This window comes from Streptomyces sp. DH41, assembly GCF_029813785.1.
GTDB lineage: Bacteria > Actinomycetota > Actinomycetes > Streptomycetales > Streptomycetaceae > Streptomyces.
This window is the reverse complement of sequence record NZ_JARVKY010000025.1, coordinates 65,495-82,065: the sequence shown is the minus strand read 5'-3', so window position 1 is coordinate 82,065 and position 16,571 is coordinate 65,495. Positions and strand designations below refer to the sequence as shown.

Below are 16,571 nucleotides of genomic sequence, written 5' to 3'. Positions count from 1 at the left end.
CCCTTTCCCCGAGCTGTGATTTGTCTGAGAAACCCACCGTGACCTCTCACGGTCCGGACGGGCGTTCCCGCCCGGTCAGCGGGGCCCTCCCGGCGCAGCGCCCCCGGCAGCGCGAGCGGCCCCCGGCAGCGCGAGCGGCGCCCGGCAGCCGGCTCAGCGCACCGGCAGCCCGAATAGGCGGGCCGCGTTGTCGTGGCACACGCCCCGCAGCCAGTCGTCGCCCAGCTCCAGCCGTTCCAGCGCGCGCAGCTGATGCAGGTAGAGGTACGGGATGTTGGGGAAGTCCGACCCGAGCAGGACGCGGTCGCCGAGGGCCGCCAGCCGGGGCAGCGCACGCCGCGGGAACGGGGCCAAGCGCTCGCTGAAGTCGGTGAAAGCCATCGTCGTGTCCAGCCGCACCTCGCCGTACCGCTCGGCGAGGTCCATGAAGTCCTCGTACTCGGGCATCCCCAGGTGCGCCACGACCAGCCGCAACCGGGGGTGCCGTGCCAGGACCCGCGCGATCGGCTCGGGCCCGGTGTGTTTGCCGGGCGCGGGCCCGGACCCGCAGTGGATGACGACCGGGACCCCCGCCTCGGCGAGCAGTCCCCACGCGCCGTCCAGCAGTTCGTCGGCCGGGTCGTACGCCCCCACCTGCACATGCGCCTTGAAGACCCGCGCCCCCGCCTCGACGGCCTCACGGACGTACGCCTCGACGCCCGGTTCCGGGAAGAGGGTGCAGGTGTGCAGGCAGTCGGGCGTCCGGCGGGCGAAGTCCACCGCCCAGCCGTTCAGCCACTGGGCCATGCCGGCCTTGTGCGGGTACAGCATGGCCGTGAAGGCCCGTACGCCGAACTCCCGTAGCAGTGCCGTGCGTTCGCCCTCCTCCTGCCGGTAGGTGATCGGCCACTCGATGCCGCCGGTCAGCGCCCCGAGGGCATCGAAGTAGCCCCAGACCTTGCGCAGCACCCGCTCGGGCATGAAGTGCGTGTGCACGTCGACCAGCCCGGGCAGCCCGAGCCCCTCCCAGAACCGGCGCACCTGCCCGGCCTCGTGATCACTCATACGGCCACGATCGCGCCCTCCCCGCCCACGGACAAGAGGGACGGGGGAGGACGCCGGAGAGTGCGAGGAGCGAAAAGCGAGGAGCGAAAAGCGAGGAGCGAGGAGCGAGGAGCGAGGTAGACAGGCCGGTCCGGGGTCAGAACAGCCCGTCCTGTACTCCGGCCGCCCGCCTGAGCTCCCGCACGGGCACGGCGCACGGCGCACCCTCGACGGACACCAGCTCCCACCCCGTCATCAGCCGTGTGTCGAGCACGACGACCCCGCGCTCCGTCGCCAGATGCAGATCCGGCCCGGCGGCCGCCACCAGGTCACCGCCGATCGCCCCGCCCGCCACCAGCTCGGCCACCTCCCCCACGGCGGCCGGCCCACGGCCCGCCCCCTCGATTCCGAAGACACCCGCGTGGTCCACGCCCCGGAACGGTTCCGGCGTCAGCGACTCCGGCCAGCCGCCGAGCGCGACCGCCCGTGCGTGCAACTCCGCGATCTCCGCCGCCCGCTCCGCCTCCGACCCCGGCAACCCGGCCCGCACCGCGCGCTTGCGGGCGTACGGAATCCGGTCGGGCACGCCCAGCGCGGCCCGGAGCAGCTCCTCGGTCCGGCGCGCGGCCATCAGTGGCCCGTAGCCCAGCCAGCTGAAACAGACCGCCCCTTGCTCCAGCAGCCGGGCGGCTCCCCGGTCATATCCGGTGATCCCCACCTTGGTGAGCCCCGGCCCGAACCACGCCAGATAGACGCGGTACGGCCTCGGGTCGTCCGCGAGGGTGTCCGCGGCCACGGAGTGCGCCCGGTCCAGCCGCGCGCACTCCTCGCACCGCGCCCCCGTGCTCCGCCCCGGCACGCCGGCCCGCACCGGACAGGCATTCCCCCGCGCTCCCACGCATGTCCGCACACCCCCCTCGGTGACCGCGAAGGCCACCCGCTTCCCCCGGGCCGGCGCGCTGCGCCGCCCCCCGACCCACGTCAGCACGGGGCCGTCCGCCGCCCACCGCAGCCCCGAGCACTTCCACACCTGTGCCATCGCTCTCGAGAGTAGAGGGCACCACTGACAACGCCGGGGCCTGCACCAACTCCTGGTCAGTGCACGCCCCGGCGTACCGTACGGGCATGATGGTGAGCGATTCGATGTGCCCGGAACGTCTGATCATGGAACACATCACCAGCCGCTGGGGCACCCTGGCCCTGATCGCGCTGCTGGACCGTTCGTACCGCTTCAGCGAACTGCGCCGGGAGATCGGTACGGTCAGCGAGAAGATGCTGGCCCAGACCCTGCGGACGCTGGAGCGCGACGGCCTGGTCCGGCGGGACGCCAAGCCGGTGATCCCGCCCCGTGTGGACTACTCCCTCACGGACCTCGGCCGCGAGGCCGCCGAGCAGGTCCGGGGCCTCGCACGGTGGACGGAGCGGCGGACGGCGGCGGTCGAGAAGGCCCGCGCGGCGTACGACGCGGCGAAAGCCTGACGCGCCGCCCCCACCCCCCGCTCCACTACCGCGTACCGGACGCCCTCACTGCTTGAGGACCGCCTCCATGACGCGCTTGGCGATCGGCGCGCCGAGGCCGCCACCGGAGATGTCCTCGCGGGAGATGTCCATGTCGGTCGGGTCGATGAAGACGGCCACCGCGACGGAGGACCCGTCCGACTTCTTGCCGTAGGAGACGAACCAGCCGTACGGCACCTCGTCGTTCACGTCGACGCCGCGCTGCGCGGTACCGGTCTTGCCGCCGACCGTGATGCCCTCGATCAGGGCGCGCTTGGCACTGCCCTCCTTGGCGGTGAACTCCATCATCTGCTGGACCTTCTGCGCGGTCTCGGCGGAGACGGCCTCGCTCATCACCGCGGGCTCGGTCTTCTCCAGGGTGCCGAGGTCCGGTCCCTTGACCTCGTCCACGACGTAGGGCTGCATCACCTTGCCGTCGTTGGCCAGCCCGGCGGTGACCATGGCCATCTGCATCGGCGTACTGGTGAGGCTGCCCTGTCCCATGCCGGTGAGCGCGGTGCCCGGCAGGTCGAGCTCCTCCGGGTAGAGGCTCTTGGTGGCGAGCAGGTCGCCGAACTCGTCGGAGTAGACGTCCTCGTTGAAGCCGAACTTCTCCGCGGTCTCCCGCATCTTGTCCTGCCCCAGCTTGGCCGCGACGTCGAGGAAGACGTTGTTGCACGAGTACTGCATCGCGGTCTTCATCGAGGCCTTGTCGCAGACCGCGTCGCCGGCCTCGCTGCCGATCTTGTTGCTGGACTGCGGCAGGGGGTACGGGGAAACGGCGTCCGTGCGGGCGTCGATGTCGGAGACGACCTCGTGCTCCAGGGCGGCGGCCGCGGTGAGGATCTTGAAGGTGGAGCCCGGCGGGTAGGTCTCCCGCAGCGCGCGGTTGGCCAACGGCTTGCGCTTGTCCTTCGTGAGCGCCACGAAGCGGTCGGACTCGTTGAACGTGCCGCCCGCGAACGTCGACGGGTCGTAGGACGGCGCCGAGACCATGGCCAGCACCTTGCCCGTCGCGGGGTCCAGGGCGACGACGGCACCGCGGGCGCCCTTCAGGTCGGTCAGCCCCTTCCAGGCGGCCTTCTGCGCCTTCGGGTCGATGGTGGTCACCACCGAGCCGGCCCGCCGCCCCTCGCCGCTGACGACGTCGGCGAACCGCTGGAAGGCCAGCCGGTCGTCCTTTCCGGTCAGGATGCCGTCGTAGGTCTTCTCCAGCAGCGTCATGCCCTGAGCCTGCGACGCGTAGCCCGTCACCGGCGCGTACATCGGCCCGTCGGCGTAGGTGCGCTTGAACTTGAGGTCGGTGCCCTCCGTCTCGGCGGACCCGGTGACGGCCCGGCCACCGACGACTATGTCTCCGCGCGGAGTGGCGAACTGCTCGATCTGCACCCGCCGGTTCTTCGTGTCCGAGGCGAGTTCCGGGGCCCGGACGTACTGCAGCCAGTTCGCGCGGATCAGCAGTCCGAGCACCAGCAGCCCACAGAAGATCGCCACGGCCCTCAGTGGCTTGTTCACCGGGTGCCCCCACCAAGGCTCGGCCGGATGGATATGGAGATGCGTCGTCGCGACATGCGCACACCCTAGACACAGCGCGAGTCGTGAGCATCAGGTGGGTGGGTCGTGAAAGTGACATGCAGCACAGAAAAATGCGGACCTAATGAACAACCCTCCCCGTCCGTCCCGTTTATCCGGGTGAGCCCCCTCAAGGATATCCGGGTGCCGGGCAAAACCCCGGCACACCCCTTTACTTGAGCCATAAACTCTTCACTTATTGAGGCTGCCGTGCACACCTTCCGGCAGCCCTTCTCCTTTCCCCCTGCCATCGAGAAGGTCCTCTGTGAGACTTCGCCGCTGCCTCGCCGTGGCCGCCGCCATAGCGGTGACCACGCCCGTCGCGCTGTTCACCGCCGCTCCCGCACTCGCCGCCACCCCGTCCGCGGCGCAGACGCAGAATCAGCAGAAAAAGCCGGATCAGCCGACGTACGCGGAGCTGGAAAAGACCGCCGCCGACGCCAAGAAGGCCTACGAGGACGCCGTCGCCGCCGAGGAGAAAGGCGAGAAAGAACTCGAAGCCACCCTGGACACGCTGGATTCCGACACACACCCGCTCAGGGCGGCCACGATCACCGCGGACAAGGCGGCCAAGGACGCGGCCGACGCCAGGACCGCCGCCGAGCAGACCGTCACGGACGCCGAGGCCAAGCTCGAAGCGGCAGGGAACGCCGCCGACCGGGCCGAGGCGCAGAAAGCCCTCGAAGCCGCCGAGGCCGGTCTGACGGAGGCCGTCAAGGCCAAGCAGGAGGCCGACACCGCGGCCGAGAAGGCCCAGACCGCGCTGGACGACGCCAGGGTCGCGGCCGTCCGCGAGTACAGCGTGCTCCAGAACACCCTCGACAAGGCGCGCAAGGCCAAGGAAGCCGCCGACGAGGCCCTCGCCACCGCCAAGGAGTGCGTCCGTGAGAACGGACTGACCTCGCTCGCGGTCGGCCTGCCGTCCAAGGTCGTCGCGGGTACCACCGTCGACTTCACCCTGCGCCTGACCAACGGAACCGAGCGCACGCTGTCCGTGGACCCCCTGGTGTTCGTCCACGTGGACGGCGAAGGCCCCGGCGAGAAGAGCCGCTTGAAGGTGGAGTGGTCCAACGGCTCTGGCTGGCAAGCCCTGAACGGCAACGAGCCTGAGCACATCGGTCCCGTCGGCACCATGAAGCCGGGCGGGCACAGCGACGTGAAACTGCGGATGAAGGCCGACTCCGTGGCCCGGTCCACCGAAGTCATCGCACTGTTCGCCGCCGACGCCTCCAGCGCGTACAGGCCCTGCGTCCAGGGTCCGATGAAGCGCTACGACTTCGCGCTCCTGCCCGCGGGCAGCGAGCCCGGCGAGGTGGACGACGCCAAGCCCGGAGAGCCCGACACGGACGACGACAAGCGGCCGGGCACCGCGGCTCCCGCCACCGGCAAGGACTCCTCCGCCCAGGGCGGCGCGTCCGAGCAGGCGGCGAAGGCCCAGGCCACCGGGACGGGGGGCGAGACCGAGGCCGAGGCCGAGGCCGACGGCAATCTCGCCAGGACCGGCTCGTCCTCCGCGATGGCGCCGATCGCCCTCGCGAGCGCCGCCGCCGTCGCGCTCGGCGCCGGCACGGTCTTCGCCATCCGCCGTCGCCGCAGGGCCGCGGACAACGCCTGACGCGAAGCCGGCCGCCCGGACGGGACAGCACCTCGTGCACCCGGTCCGGGCGGTCGGGCGGTCGGGCGGTCGGCGTCCTCGCCATTGGACGGACAAAAGCGACGGACAAAAGCGGAGGCCCTGTGGATCACTCCACAGGGCCTCCGCTTTGCTGTGCACTCGGCAGGATTCGAACCTGCAACCTTCTGATCCGTAGTCAGATGCTCTATCCGTTAAGCTACGAGTGCTTGTCTTTTCAGTTTTACCGCCGCTCCCGGCCCTTCCGGCCCGCTCGCGGCGACAGGAAGAACATTACATGACTGCCGCCGTCATGTGAAATCCGTTAGCCGCACCCCTTGTGACCTGCGGAAACGATCCGCGAAGCCATCGCACGGGCCGAGACGCACCGAAGCCCCGGCCGAGTGGGCCGGGGCTTCGGTGATCGGTGCGGAGGCGGAGGGATTTGAACCCTCGATGGGCTTTAAGACCCAAACCGCATTAGCAGTGCGGCGCCATAGACCGGACTAGGCGACGCCTCCAGACAACATCACCTCTCGCATGCGAGCGCGAGTGGCGCGTGCCGATGATGACACAGTTGAGCGCGCTGTCACCAATCGACCCCCACGGTACTAGGCGGGCAGGCCGGAGGGCAAAGCCCTTGGGGCCCGGTCGCGCGAAGCCTTCAGGGCCCGGTCGCGCAACGTCCGGCGGGCCGGCGCGTTAGTCCGGTCATGTTCCAGGTCTCCCGATTCCCCGCCGCCGCCCGTCTCCTCGGTGCCGCCGCCCTGTCCGTCGTCACCCTGGCCTCTCTGGCCCCCCTGGCCACCGCGCACCCGGCCACGGCCGCCGGTGGTGAGGCGCGGGGCACCGATCACCTGACGATCACCGTCCGGGACGCCGGAGCCGGCGCGGACGGCACGTACGAGCTGTACTGCCACCCCCACGGCGGCAGCCACCCCGATCCGGACGGCGCCTGTGCCGTCGTCGAGCGCGACACGCGGTGGGGGGCGGACACCTTCGCCCCCGTCCCGGAGGGCAGCGTCTGCACCATGCAGTACGGCGGTCCCGCCACCGCGCACGTCACGGGCACGTGGGCCGGACGCCCCGTCGACACGACGTACGACCGCCGCGACGGCTGCGGGATCTCCCGCTGGGACCGCATGGTGCCGCTGCTGCCCGAGATCGGAACGCCGGGAGCGTCGTAGCCGGGGCGAGAGCCGTGACCGGGGCGGGAGCCGTGACCGGAGCGCGGTCGGTGACCGGGGCGCGAGCCGTGTCCGGGACGGTCGTGGGCGCCCGGTCACACGTTCTACGTCACTTTCTCGTGCGACCTCCGTCGCATCCCACGCCGCCCGCCGGGCCCCAACCCTTAGACTCCCTCGCGTGACACGCTGTAGGCCGATTGGCAAGATGGCCCAAGCGGTCGGCAAGTGCGGTAACAGGAGGGAAGCGTCTCGTGAGCAGCAGGCCATCCCGAGGCGCTGCTCGCCTCGCAGCCATACTGGACGCCCTGCCGGACGCGTTGGTACTGGTCAACGCCAACGGCACCGTCGTCAACGCGAACACCATCGCGCTGGAGGCATTCGAGGCGCCCGGTACCGCGCTGGTCGGGCGCGGGCTGCTCGATCTGCTGCCGCAGTTCGACTCGCGGCTCATCCCCGGGTCCATGCGGCGGCCCGACCACATTGATCCGCGGGCGCGCACCAAGCCGACGCGGATGGTCGCCCGGCGCACCGACGGGAGCGAGTTCCCGGTCGAGGTCACCAGCGCCAACCTGGAGACCGGCCAGCAGGCCTACGACAACTACGGCTCCACCGGCGACGAACTGCTGATGCTCGTCGTCCGCGACCTCTCCGGCACCGTCGACACCGAGGCCGAGCTGGCACGTTCCCAGCGGCAGACCGAGATGATCCTGCGGGCCGCCTCCGAGGGCGTCGTGGGGACCGACACGGACGGGCGCATCGTCCTCGTCAATCCGGCCGCCGCCCAGATACTGGGTTACCGGGCCAGCGACCTCGGCGGACGCGAGCTGCACACCCTCGTCCTGCACTCGCGGGCCGACGGCTCCCCCTTCCCGTACGACGAGTCCCCGCTCGCCGACACCCTGCGCTCGGGCCGCAAGCACCGGGTGCGCGGACAGGTGGTGTTCGCCAAGAGCGGCGACCAGTTGCCGGTCGACCTGACGACCGCACCCGTCCGCGACGGCGACCAGCTCGTCGGCGCCGTGATGACCTTCACCGACCGGCGCCCCTACGACGCACTCGTCAAGGAGCACGAGGACGCGGAGCAGCGGCACGCCGAGGAGTTGGAGCGGCTGGCCGAGGAGCACGCCTCCGAGCTGACCGCACTGCGCCGGCAGCACGTGAGTGAGCTCGAGGAGCTGCGGGAGAAGCACGCGGAGGAGACCGCCGCGGACGCCGACCGCTACGCCGCGCTCGGTGAGCGGGAGAAGGACCGTTACGAGGCGATCGCCGCCCGGCACGAGCAGCTGCTCACCCTCCTGGAGGGCTCCCTGCGCGGGCCCCTGGACGAGCTGCGCCAGGAGCTCGCCGCGCTGGCGTCGGACGACGCCGGGCAGCTGTGGCCCGAGGCCAACCAGGTGCTGCACCACCTGTCGGCCGGCTACTCGCGCATCACCACGCTCATCGACAACGTCCTCGGCTACCAGCGCCTCGACGTGGGCAACGAGACAGTCACCCGTACGAAGGTGATGCTCGACGCCGTCGTCACCGCCGGAGTCGACGGGGCCGTGGAACTGATCGGGCCGGGACGGGTGCAGTTCGCCGTGCACGCGCCGCCCATCGAGGCCGAGGTCGATCCCCGGCTGCTGGCCACCGCGCTCGCCCATCTCGTCGCGGACGTGGCGGGTGTCGACGCCACCGGAAACTCTCCCGTGTCGGCGACCGGCGGCTACCTGGACAACACCGTCGTGGTCGCGGCGGCGCAGCGCGGCGCGGTCGTACGCATCGAGGTGCGCGGGCCGTACGCCGGGGGAGACCCGGTGCACGAGCCGATCGTGCGCGGGATCGTGCGGGCGCACGGGGGCGTGCTGCAGACGCACGAGGTGCCGGGTATGAGCGGCAGCGCGTACGTGCTGGAGGTGCCGATCGGTGGCGGGGCGGGGGCCGTCGCGGCCCAGGCGCCGAGCCCGGTACAGGCCCAGGCCCAGGCGGATGTACCGGTACAGGCACAGGCACAGGCCGCGGAGATCGAGGGTGCGGCGGGTGCCGCCGGCGTGGGCAACGCCCTGGCCGTGCCGGAGCCGGCTCCCGGGGGCGGGCGGCGGCGCGCCCGGCGGGCGTCCGTCGACGCGTTCCTGGAGAGCGAGGTCGCGGGCGCGGCCGGCGAGGGTGCCGACGGAGCCGTCGCCGGTGCGACGGGCGGGGACACCGCACCGACCGGGCGACGCAGGCGGCGTGCGGCCCAGATCCAGGACCAGACCGCCCAGGCACAGGGACAGGTCGCACAGGCACAGGCGGCACAGGCTCAGACCGCACAGGCTCAGACCGCACAGGCTCAGACCGCACAGGCTCAGACCGCACAGGCACAGGCCTCGGCCCCGCTTCCGGTTCCCGCGCAGGCGGCGCCGGGCGAGGGGGCCGGCGGCACGGGGCGCCGGCGCGGGCGGCCCGCGGAGGCCACCGGGGGCACTGGTGCCGCCGTCGAGGGCCTGCCCCAGGGAGCGTCCGCTGGGGTGTCCGAGGGCGCCGTCGTCATGGCCGGCGAGCACGGCGGTGGGGCCGCGGCCTCCAACACCGGTCTCGGCGGGACCGTACCGCCGCAGGGCGTGCCCGGGCCCGGCGGCCGACGCGCGCTGCAGGACGGTGGCGAGCAGCAGGCACTGCCTCCGGCGCTGCCCGCGCAGGCCGGCGAGGCGGACCCGGCCGACGCGTCGCAGCCGACCGGGCGCCGGCGCCGTGCCCTGGCCTCCGCGAACGAGCGTGCGGCCGCGCAGGAGGCGGCGCCGCGTCAGGTGTTCGCCCTGCCGCCCGCCGACGCGCACCGGCCGTCCGACGAGGCGACGGAGCCGCACGGCCGGCCGCACGGGGTGGCGGGCGGCGAGCCGCATGGGGCGACGGATGCCCGAGGAGCGACGGACGCGTACGTGACGACCGGGGGCGTGGCGCCTGCGGCGACGCCTACCGGGCAGGTCCAGGTGCCCGGCCCGGCCGTTTCGGGTGACGACCTGCTCGACGAGGGCCGACACGACGCCGTACCGCAGGACCAGGCCGACGACCACACCCCGCCGCAGCCGCACCCGGCCGAGGCACCCACGGGACGGCGCCGCCGCGCCGGAGCCGCCCAGCAGGCCGAGGGTGCGGTGCCGCTGCCGGTGCAGGGCGGTCCGGCACAAGCGGCCCCCATGCAGGGTGTCCCCGGGCAGGGAGCCCAGGGGCCCGCGCGGAACTCCGCAGGCCAGGGCCTACCCGCCCAGGCCGCACCGGCTTCCGAGCCGGCACCCGGGCCCGCGGCGGCCGCTCCTACCGGGTCGTCCCGGCCCGCCGAGGCGGCCGCCGACGGCGCGCAGCACGCCGGAGCCGGTCAGCCCGCCCCGCAGCCGTGGCCCGCCGCGGCATCGGACGCTCCGGACGCCGGCGCTCCCGTACCGCCGGGCGGCGTCACCGGCCCCACGCCGACGGCCGCACCCGGCACCGCCGGACCCGCACCCGCCGCGCTCGAGGCCCCGGCGCCCGCGCAGGGCCTCCCCGCCAACACGCCGAGCCGAGGCACCCCGCTGCCGCCGGAGAACGCTCCGGCACCCCGCGCGGCGCAGCCCCTGCCCGCCGAGGCGTCCACGCCCGCCGACCCGAACTCGGCCCAGGGGCAGGCGATCAGCGTGCGGACGCTGGGCCAGGGCGTGCCGTTCAACCGGCAGGCGGTCCAGGTGCAGCGGCCGTCGGCCCTCCCCGCCTCCCACCAGCCGTCGGCCACACCCGCCCCGCACCAGCCGGGCGGCTCGGGCCGGCGCCGCAAGCTGGGTACGCCGCCCGACCCGGCCGCCACGGGCTCCGAGCAGCCGGCCCGTCCGCACCCGCCGACCGACCGGTCACCCACCGCCCCGCAGATGAAGAAGCAGCCGCAGCCTCACACCCAGGGGCACGGACAGCCGCAGGAACAGGCGCACGGGCAGGAGCGGCCGTCCCCGGCCGGTAACCAGCCCCGGCGCGCGCCGGTCACCGAGGGCGCCGGACGGTCGTACGCCATAGGCGCGCCGGACAAGAACGCCGCCGAGGGGCCCGAGCCGCTGGACGGACCCGGCGGGGCCGTGGAGGTGGCGGACACGCCGCGTCCGCAGCCGATGGACGACGAGCTGCCGCCGGAGCCGCTGGACAACCCGCGCCGGCTGCTGGTGTGGCCCGCGCCGGACGTCTCCACGCAGCAGGCACTCAGCGACCGCGGCTACCGGCCGGTGATCGTGCACTCCCGCGAGGAGGTCGACGCGCAGATCGCGGCGTTCCCCGCCGCGCTGTTCGTGGACCCGCTGACCGGGCCGATCACCCGTACGGCGCTCCAGTCGCTGCGGCAGGCGGCGGTGGCGGCCGAGGTGCCGGTGCTGGTCACGGCCGGGCTCGGACAGGCCTCGCGCGACGCCGCTTACGGCGCCGACCCTGCCGTACTGCTGAAGGCGCTCGCGCCCCGGGACAGCGAGCAGCACCCGCCGCGCGTGCTGCTGATCGAGGAGCACGCGGAGATCGCGCTGGCGCTGACCGCGACGCTGGAGCGGCGCGGGATGCAGGTGGCGCGGGCGGCGAGCGACGCCGACGCGGTGACGCTGGCGGGGCAGTTCCGGCCGAACCTGGTCGTGATGGACCTGATGCGGGTGCAGCGGGGACAGGCCGGGTACGCCGGGATCGTCGACTGGCTGCGTGCGAACGGGCAGCTCAACCGCACCCCGCTCGTCGTCTACACCGCCGCCGTCGACCAGGCCGACCTGCCGCGGCTGGCCTCGGGCGAGACGGTGCTGTTCCTGGCGGAGCGTTCCACCAGTGGTGAGGTGCAGTCCCGGATCGTCGAGCTGCTCTCGCGGATCGGGACCAACTGACGCTCCGCGAGCGCCCGGCCGGCCGGGCGGCCCGTCGGTGGGCCGGTCGGCCGATGGACGCTCGTCGGCCGGCGGACGCTCGTCGGCCGCCCGGCCTGCCGTAGGTGCGCGTACGCCGGGTGGGGGGAGCCGGGACGCGGCTTCTCCCACCCGGCGTACGCGCGCTCGGGCCGTCGTCGGTCAGATCTGGGTGACGTCCAGGCCACCGTCGGCGTACTGCCTGCGCAGCACCTTCTTGTCGAACTTGCCGACGCTCGTCTTCGGCACCGCCTCGATGATCGTCCAGCGCTCCGGGAGCTGCCACTTGGCGATCTTCCCGTCCTCGGCGAGGAAGGTACGCAGAGCCTCGAAGCCGACGCTCGCGCCCTCCTTGAGGACGACGGTGGCCAGCGGGCGCTCGCCCCACTTGTCGTCGGGGACGGCGACCACGGCGGCCTCGGCGACGTCCGGGTGGGACATCAGGGCGTTCTCCAGCTCGACGGAGGAGATCCACTCGCCGCCGGACTTGATGACGTCCTTGGCGCGGTCGGTGAGGGTGAGGAAGCCGTCGGGGGAGATGGTGCCGACGTCGCCGGTCTTCAGCCAGCCGTCCTCGCTGAACTTGTCGGCGGGGCGCAGCGGCTCGGCGCCGGGGCCGTTGTAGTAGGCGCCGGCGATCCAGTTGCCGCGTACCTCCAGCTCGCCGGCGGACTCGCCGTCCCGGGGGAGGCGCTCGCCGCCGGGACCGGTGAGGCGGGCCTCGACACCGGCGGGGAAACGGCCCTGGGTGAGGCGGTACGCGAACTCCTCCGGCGTGCCGACCGCGTGGGCCGGCGGGCGGGCGATGGTGCCGAGCGGGGAGGTCTCCGTCATGCCCCAGGCGTGGCAGACCCGCATGCCGAGCGCGTCGAACGCCTCCATCAGGGAGGGCGGACAGGCGGAGCCGCCGATGGTGACCTGGGTGAGGGAGGAGACGTCCCGGGGCCTCGTCGTCAGCTCGGCGAGCAGGCCCTGCCAGATGGTGGGGACGGCGGCGGCGTGCGTCGGCCTCTCGCTCTCGATCATCTCGGCGAGCGGCACCGGCTGGAGGAAGCGGTCCGGCATCAGCATGTTCACGCCGGTCATGAAGGTGGCGTGCGGCAGTCCCCAGGCGTTGACGTGGAACTGCGGCACCACGACCAGCGAGGTGTCCTCGTCGGTCAGCCCCATCGACTGGGCCATGTTGACCTGCATGGAGTGCAGGTAGATGGAGCGGTGGCTGTAGACCACGCCCTTGGGGTCGCCGGTGGTGCCGGAGGTGTAGCACATGGCGGCGGCGGCCCGCTCGTCCAGCTCGGGCCAGTCGTAGGTGGTCGGCTTCCCGGCGATCAGGTCCTCGTACTCGTGCACCTGGACCGACGCCCCGTCCAGCGGGGAGCGGTCGCCGGGGCCGGTGACGACGACGTGCTCGACCGTCTTCAGGTGCGGCAGCAGCGGGGCCAGCAGGGGGAGCAGCGAGCCGTTGGCGATCACGACGCGGTCGGCCGCGTGGTTCACGATCCAGGCCAGTTGCTCCGGCGGGAGACGGAGATTGAGGGTGTGGAGGATCGCGCCCATGGAGGGGATCGCGAAGTAGGCCTCGACGTGCTCGGCGTTGTTCCAGGCGAGGGTCGCGACCCGTTCGTCGCCCTGTACCCGCAGATCCTCGCGCAGGGCGTGCGCCAGTTGTGCGGCGCGGGCGCCGATCTCGGCGAAGGAGCGGCGGTGCGGCTCGCCCTCACCGGTCCAGGTGGTCACCTGGGAGCTGCCGTGGATCGTCGACCCGTGGGTCAGGATCCTCGATATCAGCAGCGGTACGTCCTGCATCGTGCTCAGCACGGTGTCCTCCCGGGGCGACATTGCCTACGCGGCGGTAAGGGTTGCGCTGATTCTGCGCACATACCGCGCGGTATGTCACTACTCCCGGGTGATCGATCAGTGCGGGTTGCCCGGCAGGGCGTCCGGCGAGGTCGCCCGCCGACGGTCCACAGACCGGCTCACTATCGAACAAACCCCAGCTCAGCGTCCTCGCGGAGCTTGCCGAGCGCCCGTGACACCGCCGACTTGACCGTGCCCACGGAAACTCCGAGCACTTCGGCCGTCCGGGCCTCGCTGAGGTCCTCGTAGTACCTGAGGACGACCATCGCCCGCTGCCGGGCGGGCAGCTTCATGATCGCCCGCCACATCGCGTCGCGCAGTGCCTGCCGCTCCGCGGGGTCGTCGCCGGCGGGCACGGGCTCCGGCTCCGGCAGCTCGTCGCAGGCGAACTCGTCGACCTTGCGCTTGCGCCACTGCGATGTGCGGGTGTTCAGCAGGGCCCGGCGCACATATCCGTCCAGCGCGCGATGGTCCTCGATGCGTTCCCAGGCCACGTACGTCTTGGCGAGCGCGGTCTGCAGCAGGTCCTCCGCGTCGCTCGGGTTGGCCGTCAACGACCGGGCGGTGCGCAGCAGCACCGGCTGGCGGGCCCTCACGTACGACGAGAACGACGGGTACGGGAAGGTCTGCGTCCGCGCCGTGGCCATGGCTGGGGCCTTGGCTGTGGCCATGGCCATGGCCTGGGCCGGGGCCTTGGCTGTGGCGGCGTTCGAAGCACTGGTGCAGACGGGTGCGGTCATGACTCAACGCTATGAGCGAGGGGGTGTGCGGCGGATCGGCCGCAGGTCCCGAAGCCGGATCCGCCTCAGGTTGTAGGGGTGGTGCTGGCTGCACCTCCTGTAGGTGGACGAGGGGAGGAGAGGTACTGCGGGTCCCTGCGGGTTCACCCCTGGGGGTTCGCCCCGGCGGGCCCGCCCGGCGGGCTCTCCCCATGGGGCCTCCCGGAGGTCTTGCCGGGTTTCTCTCGGGAGCCTCCCGGGGGCTCGCCGGGGTTCTTGCGGGAGTCTCCCGAGGGTTCGCCGGAATCCTTCCGGGGGTCTCGCCGGGTTCCCCGGGAAGTCCGCCCGCGCAGACCCTCCCGGGGAGGCAGGCGCCCTCTCCTCTCCGGACGCACGCGAAAAACGCCTGGGCGGCGATACCGAAGTACCGCCGCCCAGACGCCTTGCGACCCCATCAAGCACACCCACACAGAAGACGCAGGGGCCGGCGCGGGAACGCGCCCGCGCCGGTCCCTCAGCTCACCACCACAGCGGGGAGAAGCTGACGGCCACGTTCTCGTTGCCCTGGTTGATCGCCGTGAACGCGGAGCCGTCGACCTGTGCGGTGTTGCTCTGGTTCGAGGCCCCCGAGCCGACCGCCTGCTGCTGCGTGGTGGCCGAGTTGCCGAGGTTGTCCTCGCCGACGCCACTGCCGAGGATGCCCGCGTAGGCCTCGGAGGCGGTCGCGTTCGATCCGTCGTCCGCGAAGGCGCCGTTGTCCGCCGTCGCCACGCCGCTGAAGAGGGCGGCGGCGAGCGGCAGGGCGGCGACAGCGGCGACGACGCGGGCGGTACGGATGCTTGCCATGTTGTTCCTCCAGAACAAGGGCGCACCGGCTTCCAGCCGACAACGCGAGAAGTACGAGAAGCAGAGCTGAGCAGAGCTGAGTGGAGCTGTAGAGCTGAGTACGACTGAGTAGCTGAAGTAGAGCTGTTGCCAAGGCAGTTGGCCGACCACCTCGACGCTGTGCACGACGTCGCGTGATCAGAGTTGCCCACCGAATCCCCGGCGAACCACCCCGGAAGCCCTGATTCGCTCTCAAGCGTGATGACAAGTCGATAAACCCCTTCGCATCACTTCTGTCACAGCCCAGGGCAGTACGGACAGCTCCGCCCCAAGCGCCGCAAGAGGTGAAGCGTTCCGTCACCTGTCCCTCCACCCCCTCCTCCCCGGCGCGTCGCACGCAACGCCCTTCCCTTTTTCGAACGCACGTACGAACATAGAGTCATGGCCACCCCCGACCGGCAGGCCACGACGCTGGCCCTCGCGCACGCCCTGTCAGCCGCCGAACGCGGACTGGCCGTCATCCCCCTGTCCCGGACGAAGCTCCCGGCCCTGCGCTCCCCCCACCGCCACGACCCGGCACCCACCTCCTGCCACGGCGAGTGCGGCCGATTCGGCCACGGGATCTACGACGCCTCCACCGACCCGGCCCGCATCCGCGAACTGTTCGCCGCCGCACCCTGGGCGACCGGCTACGGCATCGCCTGCGGCCTGCCTCCGCACCACCTCATCGGCATCGACCTGGACACGAAGGCGGAGACGGACTCCTCGGCCGCTCTGCGCGAACTCGCGCTGCGCCACCTGTTCACCATCCCGCCCACGGTCGTCGTGCTCACCCCCAGCGGGGGCCGCCACCTCTGGCTGAGCGGCCCGCCCGACGCCGTCGTCCCCAACTCGGCGAGCCGTCTCGCCCCCGGCATCGACATCCGTGGCGCCGGCGGTTACCTGGTCGGCCCCGGCTCCCGCACCCGGCACGGGGCGTACGCCGCCGCGCCCGGCACAGCCCACCTGGCCCCCGCCACCTGCCCGCCCACGCTCCTGCGACTCCTGCTCCCGCCTCCCCGTGCGCACCAGCGGGCCCTCGTCACGACCGAGGCGCACAGCCGGGGGCTCCTCCAGTTCGTCCTCGCCGCCCACGAGGGCCAGCGCAACACCCGCCTGTTCTGGGCCGCCTGCCGCGCCTACGAGGACGGCATCGGGCCCGCCCTCGTGGACCCGCTGGTCGAGGCGGCTCGCAGCACCGGTCTGACCGAACACGAGGCCCGCGCGACGATCGCGTCCGCAGCCCGCTTGACGGGCCACCGACCCTGACCCCGCCGATTCTTACCAACTGGCACCACGTGGCACCATTCGGCACCCACAGGCGCCATCCGGCGCCATTCGGCGCCACCCCGCATCACCTCGCACCACCCCGCGCCACGTACCA

General features: G+C 72.5%; 11 protein-coding genes and 2 tRNA genes. 5 read left to right on the top strand and 8 right to left on the bottom strand.

Annotation, left to right across the window (positions count from 1 at the left end; translation table 11 throughout):
• Nucleotides 1–153 precede the first annotated feature (153 nt).
• On the bottom strand, nt 154–1,044 hold the full coding sequence (locus QC283_RS31940) for an amidohydrolase family protein (protein ID WP_279565229.1): 891 nt from the start codon (nt 1,042–1,044) through the stop codon (nt 154–156).
• A gap of 136 nt (nt 1,045–1,180) precedes the next feature.
• Nucleotides 1,181–2,062, bottom strand: coding sequence for a DUF2797 domain-containing protein (locus QC283_RS31935; protein ID WP_279565228.1), 882 nt, complete (start codon nt 2,060–2,062; stop codon nt 1,181–1,183).
• Nucleotides 2,063–2,148: 86 nt separating this feature from the next.
• Between QC283_RS31935 and QC283_RS31930 the strand changes: the two genes are divergently transcribed.
• A complete protein-coding gene (locus QC283_RS31930; protein ID WP_279565227.1) occupies nt 2,149–2,502 on the top strand; it encodes a winged helix-turn-helix transcriptional regulator in 354 nt (117 codons plus the stop codon).
• A gap of 45 nt (nt 2,503–2,547) precedes the next feature.
• Here QC283_RS31930 and QC283_RS31925 read toward each other — a convergent pair whose 3' ends face one another.
• On the bottom strand, nt 2,548–4,035 hold the full coding sequence (locus QC283_RS31925; protein ID WP_279565226.1) for a peptidoglycan D,D-transpeptidase FtsI family protein: 1,488 nt from the start codon (nt 4,033–4,035) through the stop codon (nt 2,548–2,550).
• Nucleotides 4,036–4,357: 322 nt separating this feature from the next.
• Here QC283_RS31925 and QC283_RS31920 point away from each other — a divergent pair, with 322 nt between their 5' ends.
• Complete coding sequence (locus QC283_RS31920) at nt 4,358–5,707, top strand: hypothetical protein (protein WP_279565225.1); 1,350 nt, start codon at nt 4,358–4,360, stop codon at nt 5,705–5,707.
• 154 nt (nt 5,708–5,861) lie between these two features.
• On the opposite strand, the gene QC283_RS31915 is transcribed toward QC283_RS31920, so the two are convergent.
• Both QC283_RS31915 and QC283_RS31910 read right to left on the bottom strand, forming a co-directional pair.
• A tRNA-Arg gene (locus QC283_RS31915) sits at nt 5,862–5,934 on the bottom strand.
• A 200-nt stretch (nt 5,935–6,134) separates the two neighbouring features.
• Nucleotides 6,135–6,225 (bottom strand) — tRNA-Ser (locus QC283_RS31910).
• A gap of 192 nt (nt 6,226–6,417) precedes the next feature.
• Here QC283_RS31910 and QC283_RS31905 point away from each other — a divergent pair.
• Both QC283_RS31905 and QC283_RS31900 read left to right on the top strand, forming a co-directional pair.
• Nucleotides 6,418–6,891 (top strand): SSI family serine proteinase inhibitor, encoded by a 474-nt coding sequence (locus tag QC283_RS31905; protein ID WP_279565224.1) that lies wholly within the window; start codon nt 6,418–6,420, stop codon nt 6,889–6,891.
• Nucleotides 6,892–7,142: 251 nt separating this feature from the next.
• A complete protein-coding gene (locus QC283_RS31900; RefSeq protein WP_279565223.1) occupies nt 7,143–11,729 on the top strand; it encodes a hybrid sensor histidine kinase/response regulator in 4,587 nt (1,528 codons plus the stop codon).
• Between the two features lie 180 nt (nt 11,730–11,909).
• Here QC283_RS31900 and QC283_RS31895 read toward each other — a convergent pair whose 3' ends face one another.
• The 3 genes from QC283_RS31895 to QC283_RS31885 all read right to left on the bottom strand — a co-directional run bounded on the left by QC283_RS31895 (nt 11,910) and on the right by QC283_RS31885 (nt 15,169).
• Entirely contained in the window at nt 11,910–13,586 is a 1,677-nt protein-coding gene (locus QC283_RS31895) for a long-chain fatty acid--CoA ligase (protein ID WP_279565222.1), read from the bottom strand.
• 140 nt (nt 13,587–13,726) lie between these two features.
• Entirely contained in the window at nt 13,727–14,344 is a 618-nt protein-coding gene (locus tag QC283_RS31890) for a SigE family RNA polymerase sigma factor (RefSeq protein ID WP_279565221.1), read from the bottom strand.
• A gap of 498 nt (nt 14,345–14,842) precedes the next feature.
• A complete protein-coding gene (locus QC283_RS31885; protein WP_279565220.1) occupies nt 14,843–15,169 on the bottom strand; it encodes a hypothetical protein in 327 nt (108 codons plus the stop codon).
• A 420-nt stretch (nt 15,170–15,589) separates the two neighbouring features.
• On the opposite strand from QC283_RS31885, the gene QC283_RS31880 reads away from it, so the two are divergent.
• Complete coding sequence (locus QC283_RS31880; protein WP_279565219.1) at nt 15,590–16,456, top strand: bifunctional DNA primase/polymerase; 867 nt, start codon at nt 15,590–15,592, stop codon at nt 16,454–16,456.
• The last annotated feature ends 115 nt before the right edge of the window (nt 16,457–16,571 follow it).